Here is a 19,639-nt window from a genome sequence, read left to right as displayed (position 1 = left end):
GACGATGCTCTACTCCTCCGCGCCCGCACGGCCGAGGAGCTCTTCGCAGACGATGCGGAACCGAGACGCGGACATGCCTCCGGTCAGGGGGTCGACGAAGGCGATCTCCTCTATGCTTCGGCGATGGCTTCGCTCCAGGGCGAGCATGACGAGCAGGATCGCCGCGAAGGCGAGCATCGCGACGCCGATGATGGCCGCTATCTGGGCGGAAACGTCGCTTTCGTGTCGTTCGGTCGCCAGGTTCGCGGCCTTCTGGAGCTGGACGGCGTTGAACGCGAGCAGGGCCGAGACGAGCGCGACGAGCAGGACGGCGGCCGCGAGCAGAGCCCGCCGTCCCGTCCGATCCCTTGCCCCGAAGGCCGTCTCTCTGCGGCGACTCCCGCCTCGCAACGAGCCGTCGAGCATGCTCTCGTTCTTCATTCGCTTTCTCGCGATCACTAGCTTATTGGTAACGTACACAATGTAATTATTGCACTAAAGTAGCAGAAAGGGAAGTCGGCTGCAATATCCGAGCGTTGTGTTTCGTACTTTGATCGGGGTGTTCGCCGATCGCGCGATTCGAAGCCCCTCTCCGGTGCGCGGGGTCGGACTGCCGTGTGTGGCGGTGCGCATCGGCAGGGAGGGCGCCCGTTTTCCTGGGAGCGTCGCCGCCGCCTGCGGAGATTTCACCCTTCTCGCACTGCAACCGACTAAAGTGCTATACAATATGAAGACTTTTCATCGGCCAGGCATCGTTTTGGCGGCGATGCCGCGTCACAGCAGAAGGAGGTCTTGCGACTTCTATGGAGCCGAACATCGAAGAGGTGGCGGGGCGCATTCGGGCGCTGCGCGAAGACCTCGACATCACCATGCAGGAGATGGCCGACGCGACCGGCCGCTCCGTCGCCGAGTACGCCGCCCAGGAGTCGGGCAAGCAGGACCTGTCGTTCACGTTCCTGTACAAGTGCGCCGAGCGTTTGGGCGTGGACGTCATCGAGCTTCTGACCGGCGAGAACCCGCACCTGTCGGGCTACTCGCTCACGCGCGCGGCCGACGGCCTGTCCATCAAGCGGCGCGCGGGCTTCGAGTACCTGCACAAGGCGCCCCACTTCAAGAACAAGCTGGCCGAGCCGTTCCTGGTCACCGCCCCGTACCTCCCGGAGGAGCAGGACGCGCCCATCCACCTGTCCTACCATGTGGGCCAGGAGCTCGACTACATCATCTCCGGCAAGATGCGCTTCGCCTACGAGGACCACGTGGAGGAGCTGGAGGCCGGCGACCTGCTCATGTACGACTCGGGCCGCGGCCATGGCATGATCGCCACAGGCGGCGAGCCGTGCGTGTTCCTGGCCGTCGTCATGAAGCCCCACGGGGAGACGATTATCTAGGCGCTGCCCTGCGCCCGCCGCCCCGCCGCGCAGCGACGGGGACGCGACGGGCGCGCGGTTCAGCGCCGAAGCACCTGATGATCGTATCCGTCTCGCGGCGGACGGCCCGCCGCATCGCCTTCAAGGAAGAGAAACCATGAGAAACATCAACCTCCGCTTCGTCACCGAACGCTACGACGAGGACGGCCTCCTCGCCGATTTCTCCGTCAACTGCCCCGCAGGCTTCAACTTCGGCTACGACGTGGTAGACGACATCGCCGAGAACGATCCCGACCGCCGCGCCATGGTGTGGTGCAACCCCGAGGGCGAGGAGCACGTCTTCACGTTCGCCGACATGAAGAGGTGGTCGGACAAGACGGCGAACTACCTGGCCGACGCTGGCATCGGGCAGGGCGACTACGTGATGGTCATCCTGCGCCGCCACTACCAGTTCTGGTTCGTGGCCACGGCGCTCGCGAAGCTCGGCGCCGTCATGGTGCCCGCCACGTTCATGCTCAAGGAGCACGACCTGGAGTACCGCCTGAACGGGGCCTCCATCAAGGCGATCATCGCCACGTCGCTCGGCGACATCGCCGACGTGATGGACAACGTGGCCGAGGCGTGCCCCACCGTGCAGGTGAAGATGCTGGTGAACGGCGCGGGAGGCGGCCTCACGCCCGAGGACGCCGACGGCAACCTCGTGTTCCCCGACGACGGCCTGCCGCTGGGCGCGGCCCTCTCGGGCCCGGACGGCGTCTGCTCCGCCCCCGCCGAGCGCGCGGGCTGGCTCGACTTCAACACGGGCGTGCGCGCCGCGAGCGAGGACTTCGCGCGCCGCGAGACGGCCGCGGGCGACCCCATGCTCATGTACTTCTCCTCCGGCACGTCCGGCAACCCCAAGATGGTGCTGCACGACTCCGAGTACGCCATCGCGCACCTGGTCACGGCCAAGCACTGGCACAACGTGCAGCCTGACGGCCTGCACTTCACCATCGCCGACACCGGTTGGGGCAAGGCCGTGTGGGGCAAGTACTACGGCCAGTGGCTCATGGAGGCGTGCGTGTTCACGTACGACTTCGACCGCTTCCATCCCTCCGAGATCCTGTCGCTCATCGGGAAGTACGGCATCACGACGCTCTGCTGTCCGCCCACTATGTACCGCATGATGATGGCCGAGGACCTGGACTCCTACGACCTGTCCACGCTTGCGTACTCCACCACGGCGGGCGAGGCCCTGAACCCCGATCTGTTCGACTTCTGGAAGGAGCACACGGGGCTTGTCATCTACGAGGGCTTCGGCCAGACCGAGACGCCGCTCACCATCGCGAACCTCACCGGGTCCACGCCGCGCCCCGGCTCCATGGGCAAGCCGGTGCCGCTGTACAACGTGGAGATCCAGCGCGCCGACGGCTCTCGCTGCGACACGGGCGAGACGGGCGAGGTGTGCATCGACGTGCACGAGAAGGCCGCCGGCATCATGCTGGAGTACTACCGCGACCCGGAGAAGACGGCCGCGGCCGTGTACGACGGCTGGTACCACACCGGCGACACCGCCTGGTGCGACGAGGACGGCTACTTCTGGTACGTGGGCCGCAACGACGACGTCATCAAGTCGAGCGGCTACCGCATCGGCCCCTTCGAGATCGAGAGCGTGCTTCTGGAGCACGAGGCCGTGCAGGAGTGCGCCGTCACGGGCGTGCCCGACCCGGTGCGCGGCAAGGCCGTGAAGGCCACCGTGGTGCTGGCGTCCGGCTTCGCAGGGAGCGACCTGCTCACCAAGGAGCTGCAGACGTGGGTGAAGAAGCGCACGGCGCCCTACAAGTACCCGCGCATCGTGGAGTACGTGGACGCCCTGCCCAAGACCGTGAACGGCAAGATCCGCCGCGCCGCCATCCGCGAGGTGGACGAGCAGGCCGCCCCGGAAGGCCTGGTGTGATGGAAGGCGAATCTTGTCATCCCGAGGATGCGTCGGAGCGACCCCTCTGTCATCCCGAGCAAGCGGACGCTTCCCTCTGTCATCCCGAGCAAGCGGACGCTTCCCTCTGTCATCCTGAGCGGAGCGCGCAGCGCGGAGTCGAAGGATCCCGTGCGGAGGTAGCAGGGAATCCTTCGGTTGGCACCGCGCGGGATCCTTCGACTCCGCTCCCTTCGGTCGCTCCGCTCAGGATGACAAGCGCGCCCGTCCTCGTGGTGTGCGGGCACTACGGGGTGGGCAAGACGAACCTCGCGCTCAACCTGGCGCTCGACGCCGCGGCGCGCGGCCTCGAGGTGACGATCGTCGACCTGGACGTGGTGAACCCGTTCTTCCGTTCGAGCGACTACGCGGGGCTGCTCGACGAGGCGGGCGTGCGGGTGATCGCGCCCGTGTTCGCCGGCACGAACCTGGACGGGCCGAGCCTGTCGGGCACCATCCTGCCGGCCATCGAGCAGGCGCGCGCGAAAGAGGGGCGCCTGCTCGTCATCGACGCCGGGGGCGACGACGTGGGCGCCACGGCGCTCGGACGCTTCGCGAAGACCGTGGCGGCGGGCCCCTACGAGATGCTCTACGTGGTGAACCGCAGCCGCAACCTCACGCAGGACCCCGCCGAGGCGGTGGAGGTGCTGCGCGAGATCGAGGCGAAGTCGCACCTGGTCGCAACGGCCGTGGCGAACAACACGCACCTGCAGGGCGACACCGACGAGGACGTCGTCGCGCGAGGCATCCCGTTCGCGGAAGAGGTGGCGCGGCTCGTGGGCCTGCCGCTCGCCTTCACCACGGTGCCGACCGGGCGGGCGGGGCAGGTCGCCGACCGGAAAAACACCCACCTTGCGCCGAATGGGGGGAGCCAAGCGCTCTATCCTGTGCAAGTATATGTAAGAACTCCCTGGCAATAAGACGAGAGAGCAGCGCGCGGACGGCAACCGCCGCCGGCGCGAGCATACGGACGAGACGAGGAAGGCGGATCATGGCGAGAATCAGCGTAGACGACCGCTTCTGCAAAGGGTGCGGCCTGTGCGTCGACGCGTGCCCCGAGCACATCATGGAGCTCGACAACGACAAGATCACCGCGAAGGGCTACCACCCGGCGTACTGCACCGATATGGATGCGTGCACGGGTTGCGCGTCCTGCGCGACGATGTGCCCCGACGTTGCGATCACGGTAGAGAGGTAGGGGAACATGGCAGAGAAAGTGCTCATGAAGGGCAACGAGGCGCTCGCCGAAGCCGCGATGCGCGCCGGTTGCCGCTTCTTCTTCGGGTATCCCATCACGCCGCAGACGGAGCTCGCGGCCTACATGTCGAAGCGCATGCCCAAGGTGGGCGGAACGTTCCTGCAGGCCGAAAGCGAGATCGCGGCCATCAACATGGTGTACGGCGCCTCGGCGGCCGGCGCGCGCGTCATGACGTCGTCCTCGTCGCCGGGCATCTCGCTCAAGGGCGAGGGCATCTCCTACATGGCCGGCGCCGACCTGCCGGGCGTCATCATCAACGTGCAGCGCGGCGGCCCGGGCCTGGGCGGCATCCAGCCCTCGCAGGCCGACTACTGGCAGGCCACGCGCGCGCTCGGACACGGCGACTTCCGCGTGGTGGTGTACGCGCCCTCCACGGTGCAGGAGATGGCCGACTACGCGTTCACGGCCTTCGACGTGGCCGACAAGTACCGCACGCCCGTCATGATCCTGGCCGACGGCATGCTCGGCCAGATGATGGAGCCCGTGGTCATGCCCGAGCCCCGCGACGAGCAGATCGAGAAGCCGTGGGCCACCACCGGCCACAAGCACGCACGGCCGCACAACGTGGTGAACTCGCTGTACCTCACGGCCGACGAGCTGGAGAACCTGAACGTCGAGCGCTACGAGCGCTACGCGCAGATCGAGCGCGACGAGCAGCGCGCCGAGACGTTCCTCACGGAAGACGCCGATATCGTGGTCGTGGCCTTCGGAGCGAGCGCCCGCGTGGCGCGCAGCGCCGTGGTCGAGGCGCGTGCGAAGGGCGTCAAGGCCGGTCTCGTGCGCCCCATCACGCTCTGGCCGTTCCCGACGAACGCCATCGAGGCCGTCGTGCCCACCGCCAAGGCGTTCTTGGACGTGGAGATGAACATGGGGCAGATGGTGGACGACGTGCGCCTCGTGGTGGCCGGACGCCACCCCGTGGAGTTCTTCGGCCGCACCGGCGGCGTCATCCCGACGCCCGTGGAGGTGCTGGCCCGCATCGAGGACCTGAACGCCCGCGTCGAGAAGGGAGGGGAGTAACCCATGGCTGAAAAGGAAACGAAAGTCGTGTTCGAGCGCCCGCACGCCCTGCTGCCCGTCGTGACGAACTACTGCCCGGGCTGCACGCACGGCATCATCAACCGCCTGGTGGCCGAGTGCCTGGACGAGCTGGACGTGGAGGGCGACGCCGTGGGCGTGGCTCCCGTGGGCTGCTCCGTCATGGCCTACGACTTCTTCGGCTGCGACATGATCGAGGCCGCCCACGGGCGCGCACCGGCGGTCGCCACGGCCGTGAAGCGCGTGCATCCGGAGGGCGTGGTGTTCGCCTACCAGGGCGACGGAGACTTGGCCTCCATCGGCATGGCCGAGACCATCCATGCGGCCACGCGCGGCGAGAACATCACCGTCATCTTCATCAACAACGCCATCTACGGCATGACGGGAGGCCAGATGGCCCCCACGAGCCTGCCGAACCAGGTGACGCAGACGAGCCCCTACGGCCGCGACACGGACGCCGCCGGGTTCCCCATCCGCGTGTGCGAGCTCTTGAGCTCGCTCGACGGCGTGGCGTACCTGGAGCGCGTGACGGCCGACTGCCCGAAGAACGTGCGCAAGGCGAAGAAGGCCATCAAGAAGGCGTTCCAGACCCAGATCGACGGCGCGGGCTACTCGCTCGTGGAGGTGGTGGCCACGTGCCCCACGAACTGGGGCATGACGCCGCAGGATTCCTTCGAGTGGATGCGCGAGAACATGCTGCCGTACTACCCGCTGGGCGTGTACAAGGACGTGCGCGCCGAGGGCTTCGCGAACGCGTCGGAGGCCGCCGCGGCGCGCGCGGCCGACTGCCCGATCGCGAACCCTGCCGCGCAGGCGGAAGGAGGTGCGCGATGAGCCGCTCCCTGAACATCGTGCTCGCCGGCTTCGGCGGCCAAGGCGTTCTGTTCGCCGGCAAGCTCATCGCCTACGCCGGCCTGTTGGAGGACCGCGAGGTGTCGTGGCTGCCCTCCTACGGCCCCGAGATGCGCGGCGGCACGGCCAACTGCAGCGTGTGCCTGTCCGACGACCCCATCGGAAGCCCGCTCGTGCTGGCTCCCAACGCGCTCGTCGCCATGAACCAGCCCTCGCTCGACAAGTTCGCGGACGCCGTGGCCGAGGGCGGCGTCGTGGTGGCCGACTCCACGCTCATCGCCGACATCCCGGACATCCCGGGCGCGAAGATGTGCGCCATCCCCGCCACGGCCATGGCCGAGGAGGCCGGCTTCAAGAAGCTCGCCAACATCATCATGGCCGGCAAGCTGTACGCCGAGACGAGGTTCTGCGCCGAGGACACGCTCTGGAAGGCCATGGAGAAGTGCGTGCCGGCCAGCAAGGCCGCCATGCTGGAGATGAACAAGAAGGCCCTCACCTTGGGTATGGAAGCGTAAAGACATTGTCATCCTGAGCGAGCGCAGCGAGTCGAAGGATCCCGCGCGGCGCCAGCCGAAAGCCTCCCTGCTATCGCCGCACGGGATCCTTCGACTGCGCTCTCTGCGGTCGCTCCGCTCAGGATGACAGTTTGATTGAAAGGAGCGCGCATGGTTGAGGTACTGCACGAGATAGGGCTGCGCATCAAAGGCTTGCGCGAGGCGTGCGACGTCACGCGCGAGGAGATGGCGCGCGACCTCGAGGTGCCGCTCGAGACTTACGAGCGCTGGGAGGAGACGGGCGAGGACGTGCCCATCTCGGCCATCTACCACATGGCCCACAAGTTCGGCGTGGAGTTCACCGAGATACTCACCGGCACGGCCGCCAAGCTCGACACCTACCAGGTGGTGCGCTGGGGGGAGGGCCGCGAGGTCGACCGCTACCCGGGATACCACTTCGAGGACCTGGCCTGGCGCTACAGCGGCAAGATCATGCAGCCGCTGCTGGTGGTGCTGGACCCCTCCGACGAGCCCGCGAAGCTCGTGACGCACTCCGGCCAGGAGTTCAACCTGGTGCTGGAGGGCTGCGTCGTGGTGACGTGGGGCGACAAGGAGTTCGAGCTGTGCGCGGGCGACAGCATCTACTTCAACCCCGAGCATCCGCACGGCCAACGCTGCGGGGGAGATGTCCCTGCAAAATTCGTGACGATCATCGCAGAGTAGGAAGCACAGCCCGTGAACCACATTTTGAAACAATACTGTCCCCGCATCGAGTTCGACTCCTACGAGGACTTCTTCGAGAACTTCCAAATCGACGTGCCCGAGGCGTTCAACTTCGGGTTCGACGTGGTGGACGAGTGGGCGCGCGTGGAGCCCGAGAAGCGGGCGCTCGTGTGGTGCGACGACCATGACGGCGAGCGCACGTTCACGTTCACCGATCTGTCGCGCCTGTCGAACCAGGCGGCCAACGCGTTCGCGAAGCTCGGCATCGGCAAGGGCGACGTGGTCATGATGATCCTGCGCCGCCGTTGGGAGTACTGGGTGTGCGCCGTCGCGCTGTGCAAGCTGGGCGCCACCATCATTCCCGCGTCGCTGCAGCTCACGAAGAAGGACATCGCGTACCGCGCCAACAGCGCGCAGGTGAAGATGATGGTGTGCGTGAACGACGACTACGTGTGCACGCAGACCGAGGAGGCGCTGCCCGATTCGCCCTCCATCGCCAACCGCGTGATCGTGGCGGGCGAGCGCGACGGCTGGACCCCGTTCGACGAGCTCATCGCGGGCGAGTCCGAGACGTTCGAGCGCCCGACGGGCGAAGCCGGCGTCACGAGCAAGGACACCATGCTCATCTACTTCACGTCCGGCACCACGGGCATGGCGAAGGCCGTGTGCCACAACTTCGCGCACCCGCTGGGGCACATCATCACGGCGAAGTACTGGCAGCAGGTACAGGAGAACACGCTGCACATGAGCGTGACCGACAGCGGCTGGGCGAAATTCGGCTGGGGCAAGATCTACGGCCAGTGGATCGCCGGCGCCACCATCTTCGCCTACGACATGGACAAGTTCGTTCCCACGAAGCTGCTGCAGAAGATCCAGGACTACAAGCTGACCACGTTCTGCGCTCCGCCGACGATGTACCGCTTCATGCTGCAGGAGGACGTGGCGTCCTACGACCTGTCGAGCGTGCACAACTTCGCCACGGCCGGCGAGCCGCTGAACGCCGAGGTGACCATCGCGTGGAAGCGTTTGACGGGCAAGAACATCCGCGAGGGCTTCGGCCAGACCGAGGGTCCCGTGCTGCTGGCGACGTTCCCGTGGGTGGAGCCGCGCCCCGGTTCCATGGGCAAACCGTCGCCGCTTTTGAACATCAAGCTGCTGGATGACGACGGCAACGAGGTGCCCGACGGCGAGGAGGGCGCGATCTGCGTCACGGGCCTCAAGGAGGCGTACCCGCCGGGCCTGTTCACGGGCTACTACCGCGACGAGGAGCGCACGCGCGAGGCTGTTGGCGGGGAGTACTACAACCTGCACGACATGGCGTGGCGCGACTCCGACGGCTACTGCTTCTTCGTGGGCCGCAACGACGACGTCATCAAGTGCTCGGGCTACCGCATTGGGCCCTTCGAGGTGGAGAGCGCGCTCGTGGAGCACCCCGCCGTGGTGGAGTGCGCCGTCACGGCCGCGCCCGACCCCATCCGCGGCAAGGTGGTGAAGGCCACCGTCGTGTTGGCGAAGGGCTGGGAACCCTCCGACGAGTTGGTCAAGGAGCTGCAGAACCACGTGAAGCACACGACGGCGCCCTACAAGTACCCGCGCATCGTGGAGTTCGTGGACGAACTGCCCAAGACCATCGGCGGAAAGATCAAGCGCAAGCTCATCCGCAACAACGACGGCATCGAGGACTGACGGAGAACCTCGCCGGTTACCGTAGGGGCGGCCAGCTGGCCGCCCGGCGCGAAGTGCCAAAGGCAGATCGACGACGCGGCGAGCGCACGATGCGCCCGCCGCGTTTCTTTTCCTGCCACAACCGTTCGCGGCGGGCGAGCGACAGAGCAGGCCGAAGGACGAAGTCGAAGTATCTCCTGCCGCAATGGTATGATACCTGCCATGGATTCCGATCAGCCTACATACCGCGACTTCTCCCGTTGGGCGCAGCTGCCGCTCGAGGACATCGCGCGCGAATGCGACGTGCAGGTGTTCCGCGCGAGCGGGCCGGGCGGGCAGTGCGTGAACACCACCGACTCCGCCGTACGCATGACGCATCTGCCGAGTGGCCTCACGGTCACGTCGCGCGAGTCGCGCAGCCAGTTCCGCAACCGCCAGCTCTGCCTGCAGAAACTGCGTCGCCTGTTCGAGGCCAAGGCGCGCCCGCCGAAGGTGCGCCATGCCACGAAGGTTCCCCGTCGGGCCAAGGAGGCGCGTCTGGCCGACAAGCGCCGACGCGCCGAGACGAAGGCCAAGCGCCGTCGCGTGGAAGGCGACTGAGCGGACGGCGCGATCTTCCAGACGCGGCGAAAGGGCGTCGGTGAGGTATCGAACGTTCCGTCGAATCCCTTTGTAGGGCAAGGACTCTGCCCTTGCCGCCCAATATAAAACGGTTTACAGGTTGACCGGCAAGGGCAGAGTCCTTGTCCTACGGGATGATCGCGAAAACCGTGCGTTTCGACGGCTTTCGATAACGTAGCCTTCAGCCCTCGGTGCTCGCAACGCGGGTTTCCGCGTTGCCGGCGTGTTGCGCAGCGGCAGGGGAGCCGTTGGTTGCGCGGGACGCTGAGCGGGCGTGACAATGGGTGTCACGACAAGCAACGTGCGGTTCCGGCGCCGCGCGAGGAAGCGAGGCCCTCATGATCCCCGACCAGTGGTACGCCGTCATGGCATCCTCCGAAGTGAAGTCCGGCCGTCCCGTGGGCGTCGTGCGCTTCGGGCGGCGGCTCGTGCTGTGGCGCGATGCGGAAGGCAACGTGGCCTGCTTGGACGGCACGTGCTGCCATCGCGGCGCGGACCTCGCGGCGGGCCGCGTGGAGGGCGATCACGTGCAATGCCCCTTCCACGGCCTGCGCTACGCGGCCGACGGGCGCGTCGTGGCCATCCCGGCGAACGGCCTTGGGGCCGAGGTGCCCGAGAACTTCCGCGTGCGGCCGTGGCTCGCGGTGGACGCGTTCGGCTTCATCTGGGTGTTCTACGGCAAGCCCGCCGACGCTCCCGACGACCTGCCCATGTTCCAGGAGCTTCGCCACGGCTTCCCGTACGCCGAGCGCTCGGAGGTGTGGGACGTGCACTACTCGCGCGCCATCGAGAACCAGCTCGACGTGATCCACCTGCCGTTCGTGCATCCGAACACCATCGGGCGGGGCCATAAGACGGTCGTGAACGGACCCGTGACCAAATGGGACGCCGACACGCTCACGTTCTACGTGAAGAACGAGCCCGACCGCGGCCAGACGCCGCAGGCGGCCGGCGAGATCGAGGATTGGGAGCAGCTGAACAGCCTGCAGTACCGCGTGCCGAACCTCTGGCAGAACCGCATTTCCGACGACCTGCGCGTCTTCGCGGCGTTCGCGCCTATCGACGACGAGCACGTGAAGATATACCTGCGCCTCTACCAGCGCATAGTGCGCGTGCCCGTCCTGCGCGGCCTCGTGTGCGCCCTCGGCAACGTGGCGAACGGCGTGATCCTGCACCAGGACCGCCGCGTCGTGCTCACGCAGCGACCGAAGAAGACCGAGCTGCAGATGGGCGAGAACCTGCTGCGCGGCGACCGCCCCGTCATCGAGTTCCGTTCCCGTCGCGACGAGCTCAAGCGCGCCGCCGAGGGACGCTAGGACGGCGATGCCCCGCCGCCGGGAGGCGGCGAAGCCGAGGGGCGTCGAAGACCGGCCCGATCGACCGGACGAGCGGGAAGGAGCCGCTACGCCTTCCATCGACCGTCTGCGGCGGAATTCGGCAGGCAGGGGGAAAGCGCCCGATCATCCGCGTTCTTCGCACACCCGCTCCATGGCGTCGAGGAACGCCTGCGTTTGCCGGTTGGGCATCGTCGAGCGCCAGACGAGCCCTTGGTGCGCCTCGAAGCGCGGGGCGAAGGGGACGAAGACGAGGTCGCTGTCCTCGCTCGTGTCGAAGAGGCCCTCGTAGGTGAGCATGCAGCACATGCCCTGGCGCACGAGGTAGCGGCCGTTTAAAGGCAGGTTGAACGTGGCGACGACGCGCATCCGGTCGAGCGCGTCGCCCGCCCAATCGCGCAGGGTTCCCGCGAGCGCCTGGCGTGAGGCGGCGATGCTTTGCCCCTCCAGGTCGGAAGGGGTTACTCCCTCGAGCCGGCCCACGGCGCTGTCGCGCAGCGCGATCGCGCCCCACGTGTCGGTGATCGGCAGCGGCATGGTGTTCATCTTGGCGTGGTCGCGCATCTCGCACTCCAGCATCACGTCGTAGAACCCTCGCACCAGCCCGTCCTTCAACTCCGCGGTGGTGCCGCTGTGGATGGCGAAGTCGACGGCGGGGTAGCTCTGCCGCGTCTCGTCCATGGCCTGGGCGATGAGGGCCATCGCCTGCGACTCGCCTGCCGCGATATGCACGGTGCCGCCAATGGAGCGCTCGGGCGGCATCATGTCGCTCTCGGCCTTCCGCGCCATTTCCACGATGGACTCGGCATAGTGGTGCAGGATGGCCCCTTGGTCGGTCAGCTCGATGCCTTTAGGGCCCCGCGTGTACAGCTCGCGTCCGAACTCCTTCTCGAGCGACGACAGTTGGCGCGAGAGCGTCGGTTGGGTCACGTGCAGGGTTTTCGCCGCGTTCGAGATGTTGCCCTCGCGTGCGACGGCCAGGAAGTACTCGAGCGTTCTCAATTCCATGTTGTTTCCTTTCCGCGGCTGCCTTTGGCGTGAGAGTGTCTCTCGTCGACCGGATCGTGCCGAACGTGCTGTCGATACGTTCTTCGTAGGGACGTGCCGCTGCCCGTCCGGCGCGGACGGCCGCAACTGATCGAAGCCATGCGGCGAGCGCACCGTGTACTTGCCATATGGTCCACCTTCTTCGGACGTTGCTGCGCTCGTGCGGCCAGCAGGCCGCCCCTACGGGCAACCATCCATGTGCGACGTGTTCGACGCGTGCTACTTCTAAGTTATGCAAAACATACATACATAACATTTCATTATAGGCATTTTTCATATTGCGGCGGGTGTTTTACTATCTGGTCTAGAGGGAAACTTCAGACACCGAGAAAGGGGGCGTATGTAATTTGGGGCAGGTCGCTCACGCGCTCAGGATGCGTGCGACGCCGTCCTCCACGTAGATGGCCTGCTTGTCGTCGAAGGGGCGCACGTCGAGGGTGCCGCCGTACTCGCGCATGATCTGGTCGGCGCTGGGACCCAATTCAGGGTTGCGCTCGTGGGGCACCGGGTAGAAGTCCACGAGGCCGAGGCCGGTGAAGTCGTGCAGATCGGGCGCTTGGCCGGGATGGTCCATCGCGCGCGAGTACGCGATGTCGGGAGCCGCGACGATGGCTCCGGCCGACTCCCCGACGTAGAGCTTCCCGGCGCGCACCGCTTCGGCGAGCAGCGCGTCGGCTCCCGATTTCCTGAGCTCTTGCAGCAAGTAGAAGGTGTTGCCGCCCGCGACGAAGACCAGGTCGCAGTCGGCCAGCGCGCGCCGAGCGGTTTCACGGGACGCGGTTGACACGTCGATCGCGTTCACGCGCAGGCCCATGCCGTGGAGCACCCAGCGGGTCATGCGGGCCAAGAACCCTAGGCGCTCGACGCGGCTCGCGGTGGGGATGTACGCGACGGATTTGCCTTTGAGGTCGGGCTCGATCTCCTTCAAGAGGCCCGTGGCGTTTTGGAACATCGATACGAGCAGCAATCTCTTCATGCGAGCCGTCCTTTCCCGCTTGACTTGAAGTGCTCTCCCATGGGTATGGTATCAGAGAAACGACGACGAAGGAGGTCGCAATGAACGAGAAGAAGGGCACGCGCATAGCGGCGAGCATAGACCGTCGCACGTTCGTCATGGGCGCGGCCGCGCTCGGCGCGGCGACGCTGGCGGGGGCCATGGGCGGATGCGCGGGCGGTGAGGAACAGCCCGAGCCGCTACCCGAACAACCGGGCGCCTCCGACGCGTCGGCGCACGGGCCCGAGGATCCGAGCACCGCGCATCATCCCTACGATTCGGCGTTTCCGCCGCACGAGCCCTTGGGGCGCGGGGTGGGCGCCATGCCGGGGCGCGTGGCGTGGGTGCGCGACGCGGCAGCGGTGACGTGGGACGGATCGGGCTTTTGGTGGCAACGCGAGCACTATGACGAGGACGCGGTGCGGCGCATGGTGGCCGACGGCGTCGCCGCCGCGGCGGGCACGGACGAGGCGGCGGCCGGATGGCGCAAGCTGTTCGAGGCGCACAACGCCACGCACGGACGCGAGGGCGGCTACCGTGCGGGCCAGAAGATCGCCGTCAAGGCGAACATGAACGGCGCGGGCACGTTCGGATCCGACGAGGACAGCGCCATGAGCTATACGACGCCGGTGCTGTTGCGGGCGCTGCTGCTGTCGCTCGTGGAGGATGCGGGCGTCGCGTCCGGCGACGTCACGGTGTACGACGTGTGCCGCATCTTCCCCGCGCATATGATGGAGCTGTGCTCGGAGGGCGCGCTCGCCGGCGTGCGGTTCCGCTACAACGACGAGGGCGGCCCGAACGACGCCGCGGGCGACGAGGGCGCGCCCGTCGCGTGGTCGGCGGACGTGGCCGGCGCCGCGAACGTCGTGCCGGCGTGCATGTCGGAGGCGGACTACCTGATCAACCTCGCAAGCCTCAAGGGGCACAGCTACGGGCTCACGCTCTGCGGGAAGAACCACTTCGGCTCGCTCGTGAACTCGAGCCGCCTGCGCCCGCCCGAGGCGGCCGGCATCCATCGCTACGTGTCCGGTCAAACCATGGGCAGTTACACCGTGCTCGTCGACCTCATCGCCAACCACCTGCTGGGCGGCAAGTCCGTGCTGTGGATGCTCGACGGCTTGGTGGTGGCAACGTCCGAAGGCGCCTTGGTCACGCGCGAAGCGGCGCTGTGGAAGGGCGCGCCCTTCGACGACGGCTTCACCGCCAGCATCTTCCTATCGCAAGATCCGGTGGCCATCGACTCGGTAGGTGCGGACTTCCTCATCAACCAGCCGGCCGTCACGAGCCGCAACGCCGCGCTCGACGGCAACCTGGGCGTGGAGAACTACCTGCACGAGGCCGCGCTCGCCCCCGCGCCCCCGTCGGGCTCCGCGTACCGCGACGGCGCGGGCAACTCGGCGGAAAGCCTCGGCGTGCACGAGCATTGGAACAACGCGGTCGAGCGCCTGTACGGCCGCGATCGCGGCGAGGCGGAGGGCATCGAGCTCGTCCGCATCCTGCGCTGAGCGCGCTGCACACGATCTCCATTTGACTTGGAGTCAGCTCCAAGTCGTAGACTCAAGGAACGGAAGCGAGAGGAGAAACGAACATGAGGCGAAACGAGTTGGATCGGCGTACCTTCGTCATGGGGTCGGTCGGGTTCGGCATGGCGGTCCTCGCCGGCGGAATGCTCGCCGGATGCGCCGCAGCGGGGGAGTCGGCTGTGCCCGAGGCACGCAGGTCGCCCGACGCGCCGGAATCGGACGGCGCGGAGGGTCCGATCGAGGCGCCCGAGGCGGCATCCGAACCCGGTGCGGGCGGCGCTCGCTCGCTCGTGGCGGCGTTCTCGTACTCGGGCACCACGCTCACGGTCGCCGAGCGCATTGCGGAGACCACCGGTGCCGATCTCTTCCGCATCGAAACGAGCGACGTCTATCCCGATGACTACGAAACCATGACGGCTCAGGTGCAGCGCGAGAAGGACGAGGGCTACCTGCCGCCCATCAAGGCGGGCGTGCCGGATTGGGACGCCTACGACACGGTGTATCTGGGATACCCCATCTGGTGGGGCGGGCTGCCGCACGTGATGCGCGCGTTCCTTCTACAGCACGACCTGGCGGGCAAGGCGGTCGCGCCGTTCTGCACGAGCGGCGGCAGCGGCATCGAGGGCGCCCTCGCCGACATCCGCGCGCTATACCCTGATGCAAGCCTCTTGGAGGGCCTCGTGCTCACGCGCGGCAGCCTTCCCGGCGCGCTCGACAAGGTGCGGCCGTGGGTTGAAAAACTGCGTCGTTAACCGAACGAGAAAGGAAAGACATGAACGACTTCATCTTCCACAACCCCGACAAGGTGTACTTCGGCAAGGACCAGCTGAGGCGTCTCCCCGAAGAGCTCGCGGCCTTCGGGACGAAGGTGCTGATGGTGTACGGGGGCGGCTCCATCAAGAGAAGCGGCCTGTACGACGAGATGCGCGGCCTTTTGGAGGGCGCCGGCATGCAGATGTTCGAACTCGCCGGCGTTGAGCCCAACCCGCGCCACACCACCGCCAACAGGGGCGCCGCCCTCTGCAAGGAGAACGGGATCGACGTGGTGCTCGCCGTGGGCGGCGGGTCGGCCATCGACTGCGCGAAGGGCGTGGCCGCGGCGGCTAAGACCGAGGACGGCGACGTGTGGCCCCTGGTGGCGGGCGGCGTGTGGGTGACCGACGCCCTGCCCGTGGTGGCCGTGCTCACCAACGCCGCCACCGGCTCCGAAATGGACGCCTGGGGCGTCATCACCAACTGGGAGACCAACGAGAAGATCGGCCTGGGCGGCAGCGCGCTGATCCCTCGCGCCGCCTTCGAGAACCCCGAGCTCAGCTACACGCTGCCGCCGTACCAGACGGCCTGCGGCGCGTTCGACATCTTCAACCACGTGCTGGACAACTACTACCTCGCCGGCGAGGCGACCTTCGACGTGGTCATGGAGATGCAGGAGGCCGTCATGCGCGCGGTGGTGAAATGGGCCCCGGTGGCGCTGGCCGAGCCCGAGAACTACGAGGCGCGCGCGAACCTGATGTGGGCGTCGTCGCTGGCGCTCAACACGATCCTCGACGCGGGCACGGTGCACGCCTGCGCCTGCCACGCCATGGAGCACGAGCTGTCCGCGTACTACGACATCACGCACGGCCACGGCTTGGCCATTCTCGCCCCGCGTTGGCTTGAGTACATCCTGAACGAGCAGACCGCGCCCGCCATCTACCGTCTGGGCACTGCGGTGTTCGGAGTGGAGGAGGGGCTCGCCCCCGAAGAGGGCGCTCGCAAAGCCATCGAGCGCTTGAGCGGCTTCGCATTCAACACGCTGGGTCTGGAGAGCACGCTCTCCCATTTCGGCATCGACGACGCGCACTTCGAGGATATGGCAAAGCATGCCTGCGCAGACGGCGAGATCCCCGGCCTGCGCAGCCTGAGCGTTGACGACGTGGTGAACATCTTCAAGATGTGTCGGTAGAGACGGTTCGGCGCGTCCACGGCTCTGTTTGCCCGAAGAGCCGTGGACGCAGTCGTTTACCTCTACGGCGCAGTCGAGGCGCGCAACACTCACCCTTGCGGTCCTCCGCCTTCCTGTGGTATAAACGACGGCGTCATTACTATTTAAGGAGCATGACTTCTGTTACACGCACGCACGGAGATTGCCGTAAACCGGGAGGTTTGCGAGCTCTAGTCTCCGCCGGAACCTCCCAAACAAGGCAATGACCATCAACGTTTTGGGAGAACCACCGTGGAAAAAATCAAAAGAGGCAACGCCTTCTATCAGGCCCATGCCTGCATGGACAGCTTCGCCTGCAAACAGTGCGGCTGTCTCGTCACGCCCGACGAGGCGGGAAGCCGCCATCGCAACCACTGCCCCCAGTGCCTGCACAGCCTGCACGTCGACGAACGGCCCGGCGACCGGGCGTCCGTGTGCGAAAGCGTCATGGAGCCCATCAGCGTGTGGGTGCGCAAGGGCGGGGAGTGGGCCATCGTGCACCGCTGCAAACGCTGCGGGCATTTGAGCTCGAACCGCATCGCGGCCGACGACAATCCCGTCAAGCTCATGTCCATCGCCGTGAAACCGCTGGCCGAGCCGCCGTTCCCCCTCGAAGGCCTGACGGTAGGCGTTCACGACGCACAGGCGGGCGAAGGGGGCGAGGCATGATGGCGCCCGTCGACCTGCGCGCGTACGGCGTGACCGATGCGTTTATGCAGCAGGCGCGCGTGGCGTCCGGCACCGAGGAGCCCGTCGTGGGGCGCGTCCTGTTCCAGGCGCACGAGCTGTACCGGGTCGTCAGCGAGGGTGGCGAGCTCTTCGCCGAAGCGGCGGGCAGGCTGCGCCACGTCGCGCGCTCGGCCGCCGACTTCCCGGCGGTGGGCGATTTCGTCCTCATGGACCGCGCGGACGACGCGGGCGGCCGCGCGGTTATCGGCCAGGTGCTTCCGCGCGCAAGCGCCTTCGTGCGCAAAGCGGCCGGCGCGGCGCTCGAGCAGCAGGTTGTGGCGGCGAATATCGACACCGCCTTTTTGTGCATGTCGCTTGCGGGCGACTTCAGTCTGCGGCGGCTCGAGCGCTACCTGACGCTCGCATGGGAGAGCGGGGCGGTTCCCGTCGCGGTGCTGACGAAGGCCGATGCGTGCGACAACCTGGAGCGACGGTTGCGCGCCGTGCAGTCGGTGGCCCTCGGCGTCGACGTGCTGGCCGTGTCATCGGTGGCGGAGGACGGCTGCGAGGCCGTGCGCCCCTACCTGCGTCCCGGGAAGACTGTCGCGCTTCTGGGTTCGTCGGGCGTCGGCAAGTCGACGCTGGTCAACCGGTTGCTGGGCGAGGACATCTTGGAGACGCGCGACGTGCGCGCCGACGGTCGCGGGCGCCATGCCACCACGCGTCGCCAGCTCGTGCTGCTGCCGGGCGGCGGCCTTGTGATGGACACGCCCGGCATGCGCGAGCTGGGCATCGGCGATGCGGCCGAGGGTCTCGAGCGGGGCTTCGCCGACGTGGAGCGCCTGTTCGCCATGTGCCGGTTCTCGAACTGCACCCACACCTCCGAGTCGGGATGCGCGGTTTACGAGGCCGTCGCGGACGGCGAGCTTTCCGAGCGGCGCTGGCAGGCCTATCGCAAGCTGAAGGCCGAAGCCGCGTTCGCCGAGGACAAGGCGGGCTACCTGGCCAGGAAGGAGCGCACGTACAAGGAGATCTCGAAGGCCGTGAAGCGCCTGCCCAAGAAGCGCTGATGCGCCTTGGCGCGCTGCCGACCCATCCGAGTTCGGGCAAGGCGGCGGCGCGCGGCGCGATCGCGCTTGCGGATCCTTACATCGTGTCCCAGGAGTGCGTCTGCTTGTACTCGTGGACGTCGGCCCACATGCCGGAGCGGATGGAGTAGCCGCCATCGCTCACGAGGGTCTGCCCGGTGATGTTGCGGGCCAGGGGGCTGACCAGGAACAGCACCGCGTTGGCGATGTCGTCGGCGGTGCCGTGGCGCTTGAGCGGCGCGTGGCGCTTCAGCATGTCGAATTGGAACTTCACCGACTCGTTCGTCTCGGCGTAGGCGAGGATGCCCTCGCTCAGGATGGAGCCCGGCACCACGGTGTTGCAGCGCACGCCCCGATCGCCGTACTGCACGGCCACCGAGCGCGTGAGCGCGTTCACGCCGGCCTTGGCGCACGCGTAGGCGGCCGTGTTGTCCTCGCCTGCGATCGAGGCCGTGGAGCTCACGTTGACGATGGCGCCGCCCTGCTTCAGCAGATGCGGCAGGCTGTGGTGGATCATGAGGAAGTCGCCGCGCATGTCAACGGCGATGATGCGGTCCCACACCTCGGCGGGCGTCTCGTGCAGCTGGCCCTCCTTGAGCTGCATGAAGCCGCAGTTGACGACGATGTCCAGCTCGCCGTAGCGCTCCACAGCCGCATCCACGAGGGCCACGATGGACGCCTCGTCGGCCAGGTCCATCTGCACGAAGAAGGTGTCGTGGCCCTGCTCGTTCAGCTTGTCCGACTCCTCCTGGCCCGTCGGCTTGATGTCGGCCATGACCACCTTGGCACCCTGCTCGGCCAGCAGCTGCGCGATGCGCAGGCCCGTGCCGCCGGCCCCGCCGCCCGCCGCGCCCGTGACGATGGCCACCTTGCCGTCCAGCTCGTAATCGACCATGCGATGCTCCCTTTCCCAAGCATTCTGATGCTTGCCAGTATAAAGGCGATCTTCCGCCACGGCGTTCGGCGTTCCGCGAACAGGTGGGTAACATGCGGATACCGGCCCGCAAGCGAGGGGACGGGGCATCCCGTTCGGAGCGGAGCCTTGCGCGCGTCCCGCATTGGCTCGCCGG

The 19,639-nt window shown here is 67.1% G+C and carries 20 protein-coding genes; 16 read left to right on the top strand and 4 right to left on the bottom strand.

The genetic code is table 11. The features are described 5' to 3' along the window. Positions 1-9 precede the first annotated feature (9 nt). Positions 10-405, bottom strand: a complete 396-nt coding sequence (locus tag HCH03_RS09880; RefSeq protein ID WP_221689366.1) for a hypothetical protein — start codon at positions 403-405, stop codon at positions 10-12. Between the two features lie 377 nt (positions 406-782). Here HCH03_RS09880 and HCH03_RS09875 point away from each other — a divergent pair, with 377 nt between their 5' ends. The 11 genes from HCH03_RS09875 to HCH03_RS09825 all read left to right on the top strand — a co-directional run bounded on the left by HCH03_RS09875 (position 783) and on the right by HCH03_RS09825 (position 11,267). After that, entirely contained in the window at positions 783-1,367 is a 585-nt protein-coding gene (locus tag HCH03_RS09875) for a helix-turn-helix domain-containing protein (protein WP_221689365.1), read from the top strand. A 136-nt stretch (positions 1,368-1,503) separates the two neighbouring features. After that, positions 1,504-3,282, top strand: coding sequence for an AMP-binding protein (locus HCH03_RS09870; RefSeq protein ID WP_221689364.1), 1,779 nt, complete (start codon positions 1,504-1,506; stop codon positions 3,280-3,282). Further along, positions 3,282-4,220, top strand: coding sequence for a ParA family protein (locus HCH03_RS09865; RefSeq protein WP_246599935.1), 939 nt, complete (start codon positions 3,282-3,284; stop codon positions 4,218-4,220). The genes HCH03_RS09870 and HCH03_RS09865 overlap by 1 nt, the downstream gene beginning before the upstream one ends. 71 nt (positions 4,221-4,291) lie before the next feature. Beyond that, complete coding sequence (locus tag HCH03_RS09860) at positions 4,292-4,498, top strand: 4Fe-4S binding protein (protein WP_080143207.1); 207 nt, start codon at positions 4,292-4,294, stop codon at positions 4,496-4,498. A 6-nt stretch (positions 4,499-4,504) separates the two neighbouring features. After that, positions 4,505-5,578, top strand: a complete 1,074-nt coding sequence (locus HCH03_RS09855; protein ID WP_221689363.1) for a 3-methyl-2-oxobutanoate dehydrogenase subunit VorB — start codon at positions 4,505-4,507, stop codon at positions 5,576-5,578. A gap of 3 nt (positions 5,579-5,581) precedes the next feature. Further along, entirely contained in the window at positions 5,582-6,430 is an 849-nt protein-coding gene (locus tag HCH03_RS09850; RefSeq protein WP_080143205.1) for a thiamine pyrophosphate-dependent enzyme, read from the top strand. Further along, on the top strand, positions 6,427-6,963 hold the full coding sequence (locus tag HCH03_RS09845) for a 2-oxoacid:acceptor oxidoreductase family protein (RefSeq protein ID WP_080143204.1): 537 nt from the start codon (positions 6,427-6,429) through the stop codon (positions 6,961-6,963). The genes HCH03_RS09850 and HCH03_RS09845 overlap by 4 nt, the downstream gene beginning before the upstream one ends. Positions 6,964-7,113: 150 nt before the next feature. Further along, positions 7,114-7,665, top strand: coding sequence for a helix-turn-helix domain-containing protein (locus HCH03_RS09840; protein WP_080143203.1), 552 nt, complete (start codon positions 7,114-7,116; stop codon positions 7,663-7,665). A 12-nt stretch (positions 7,666-7,677) separates the two neighbouring features. Beyond that, complete coding sequence (locus HCH03_RS09835; RefSeq protein WP_221689362.1) at positions 7,678-9,351, top strand: AMP-binding protein; 1,674 nt, start codon at positions 7,678-7,680, stop codon at positions 9,349-9,351. Between the two features lie 201 nt (positions 9,352-9,552). Further along, entirely contained in the window at positions 9,553-9,930 is a 378-nt protein-coding gene (locus tag HCH03_RS09830; RefSeq protein ID WP_221689361.1) for a peptide chain release factor family protein, read from the top strand. 359 nt (positions 9,931-10,289) lie between these two features. After that, positions 10,290-11,267 carry an aromatic ring-hydroxylating oxygenase subunit alpha gene (locus HCH03_RS09825; protein ID WP_221689360.1) on the top strand — a complete coding sequence of 326 codons (978 nt, stop codon included), beginning with the start codon at positions 10,290-10,292 and terminating at the stop codon, positions 11,265-11,267. Positions 11,268-11,411: 144 nt separating this feature from the next. Here HCH03_RS09825 and HCH03_RS09820 read toward each other — a convergent pair whose 3' ends face one another. Next, positions 11,412-12,293 (bottom strand): LysR family transcriptional regulator, encoded by an 882-nt coding sequence (locus HCH03_RS09820; protein WP_221689359.1) that lies wholly within the window; start codon positions 12,291-12,293, stop codon positions 11,412-11,414. 400 nt (positions 12,294-12,693) lie between these two features. Beyond that, a complete protein-coding gene (locus HCH03_RS09815) occupies positions 12,694-13,308 on the bottom strand; it encodes a Type 1 glutamine amidotransferase-like domain-containing protein (protein WP_221689358.1) in 615 nt (204 codons plus the stop codon). Positions 13,309-13,388: 80 nt separating this feature from the next. On the opposite strand from HCH03_RS09815, the gene HCH03_RS09810 reads away from it, so the two are divergent. The 5 genes from HCH03_RS09810 to rsgA all read left to right on the top strand — a co-directional run bounded on the left by HCH03_RS09810 (position 13,389) and on the right by rsgA (position 18,551). Next, the gene (locus tag HCH03_RS09810; protein WP_221689357.1) at positions 13,389-14,831 is read left to right on the top strand and encodes a DUF362 domain-containing protein; all 1,443 of its coding nucleotides are present in this window, start codon (positions 13,389-13,391) and stop codon (positions 14,829-14,831) included. Between the two features lie 83 nt (positions 14,832-14,914). Continuing rightward, positions 14,915-15,601: a flavodoxin gene (locus HCH03_RS09805; protein ID WP_221689356.1), complete on the top strand. Its 687-nt coding sequence runs from the start codon at positions 14,915-14,917 to the stop codon at positions 15,599-15,601. Between the two features lie 20 nt (positions 15,602-15,621). After that, the gene (locus HCH03_RS09800) at positions 15,622-16,794 is read left to right on the top strand and encodes an iron-containing alcohol dehydrogenase (RefSeq protein ID WP_221689355.1); all 1,173 of its coding nucleotides are present in this window, start codon (positions 15,622-15,624) and stop codon (positions 16,792-16,794) included. A 270-nt stretch (positions 16,795-17,064) separates the two neighbouring features. Then, positions 17,065-17,481, top strand: coding sequence for an RNHCP domain-containing protein (locus HCH03_RS09795; protein WP_221689354.1), 417 nt, complete (start codon positions 17,065-17,067; stop codon positions 17,479-17,481). Continuing rightward, positions 17,478-18,551, top strand: coding sequence for a ribosome small subunit-dependent GTPase A (gene rsgA, locus HCH03_RS09790; RefSeq protein ID WP_246599934.1), 1,074 nt, complete (start codon positions 17,478-17,480; stop codon positions 18,549-18,551). The genes HCH03_RS09795 and rsgA overlap by 4 nt, the downstream gene beginning before the upstream one ends. Positions 18,552-18,627: 76 nt before the next feature. On the opposite strand, the gene HCH03_RS09785 is transcribed toward rsgA, so the two are convergent. Next, positions 18,628-19,464: an SDR family NAD(P)-dependent oxidoreductase gene (locus HCH03_RS09785; protein ID WP_221689353.1), complete on the bottom strand. Its 837-nt coding sequence runs from the start codon at positions 19,462-19,464 to the stop codon at positions 18,628-18,630. Between the last annotated feature and the right edge of the window lie 175 nt (positions 19,465-19,639).

The sequence above is a fragment of the Gordonibacter massiliensis (ex Traore et al. 2017) genome (genome assembly GCF_019731765.1).
Lineage (GTDB): Bacteria > Actinomycetota > Coriobacteriia > Coriobacteriales > Eggerthellaceae > Gordonibacter > Gordonibacter massiliensis.
The sequence above is the reverse complement of the archived record's forward strand: the minus strand, read 5'-3'. Positions and strand labels throughout refer to the sequence as shown.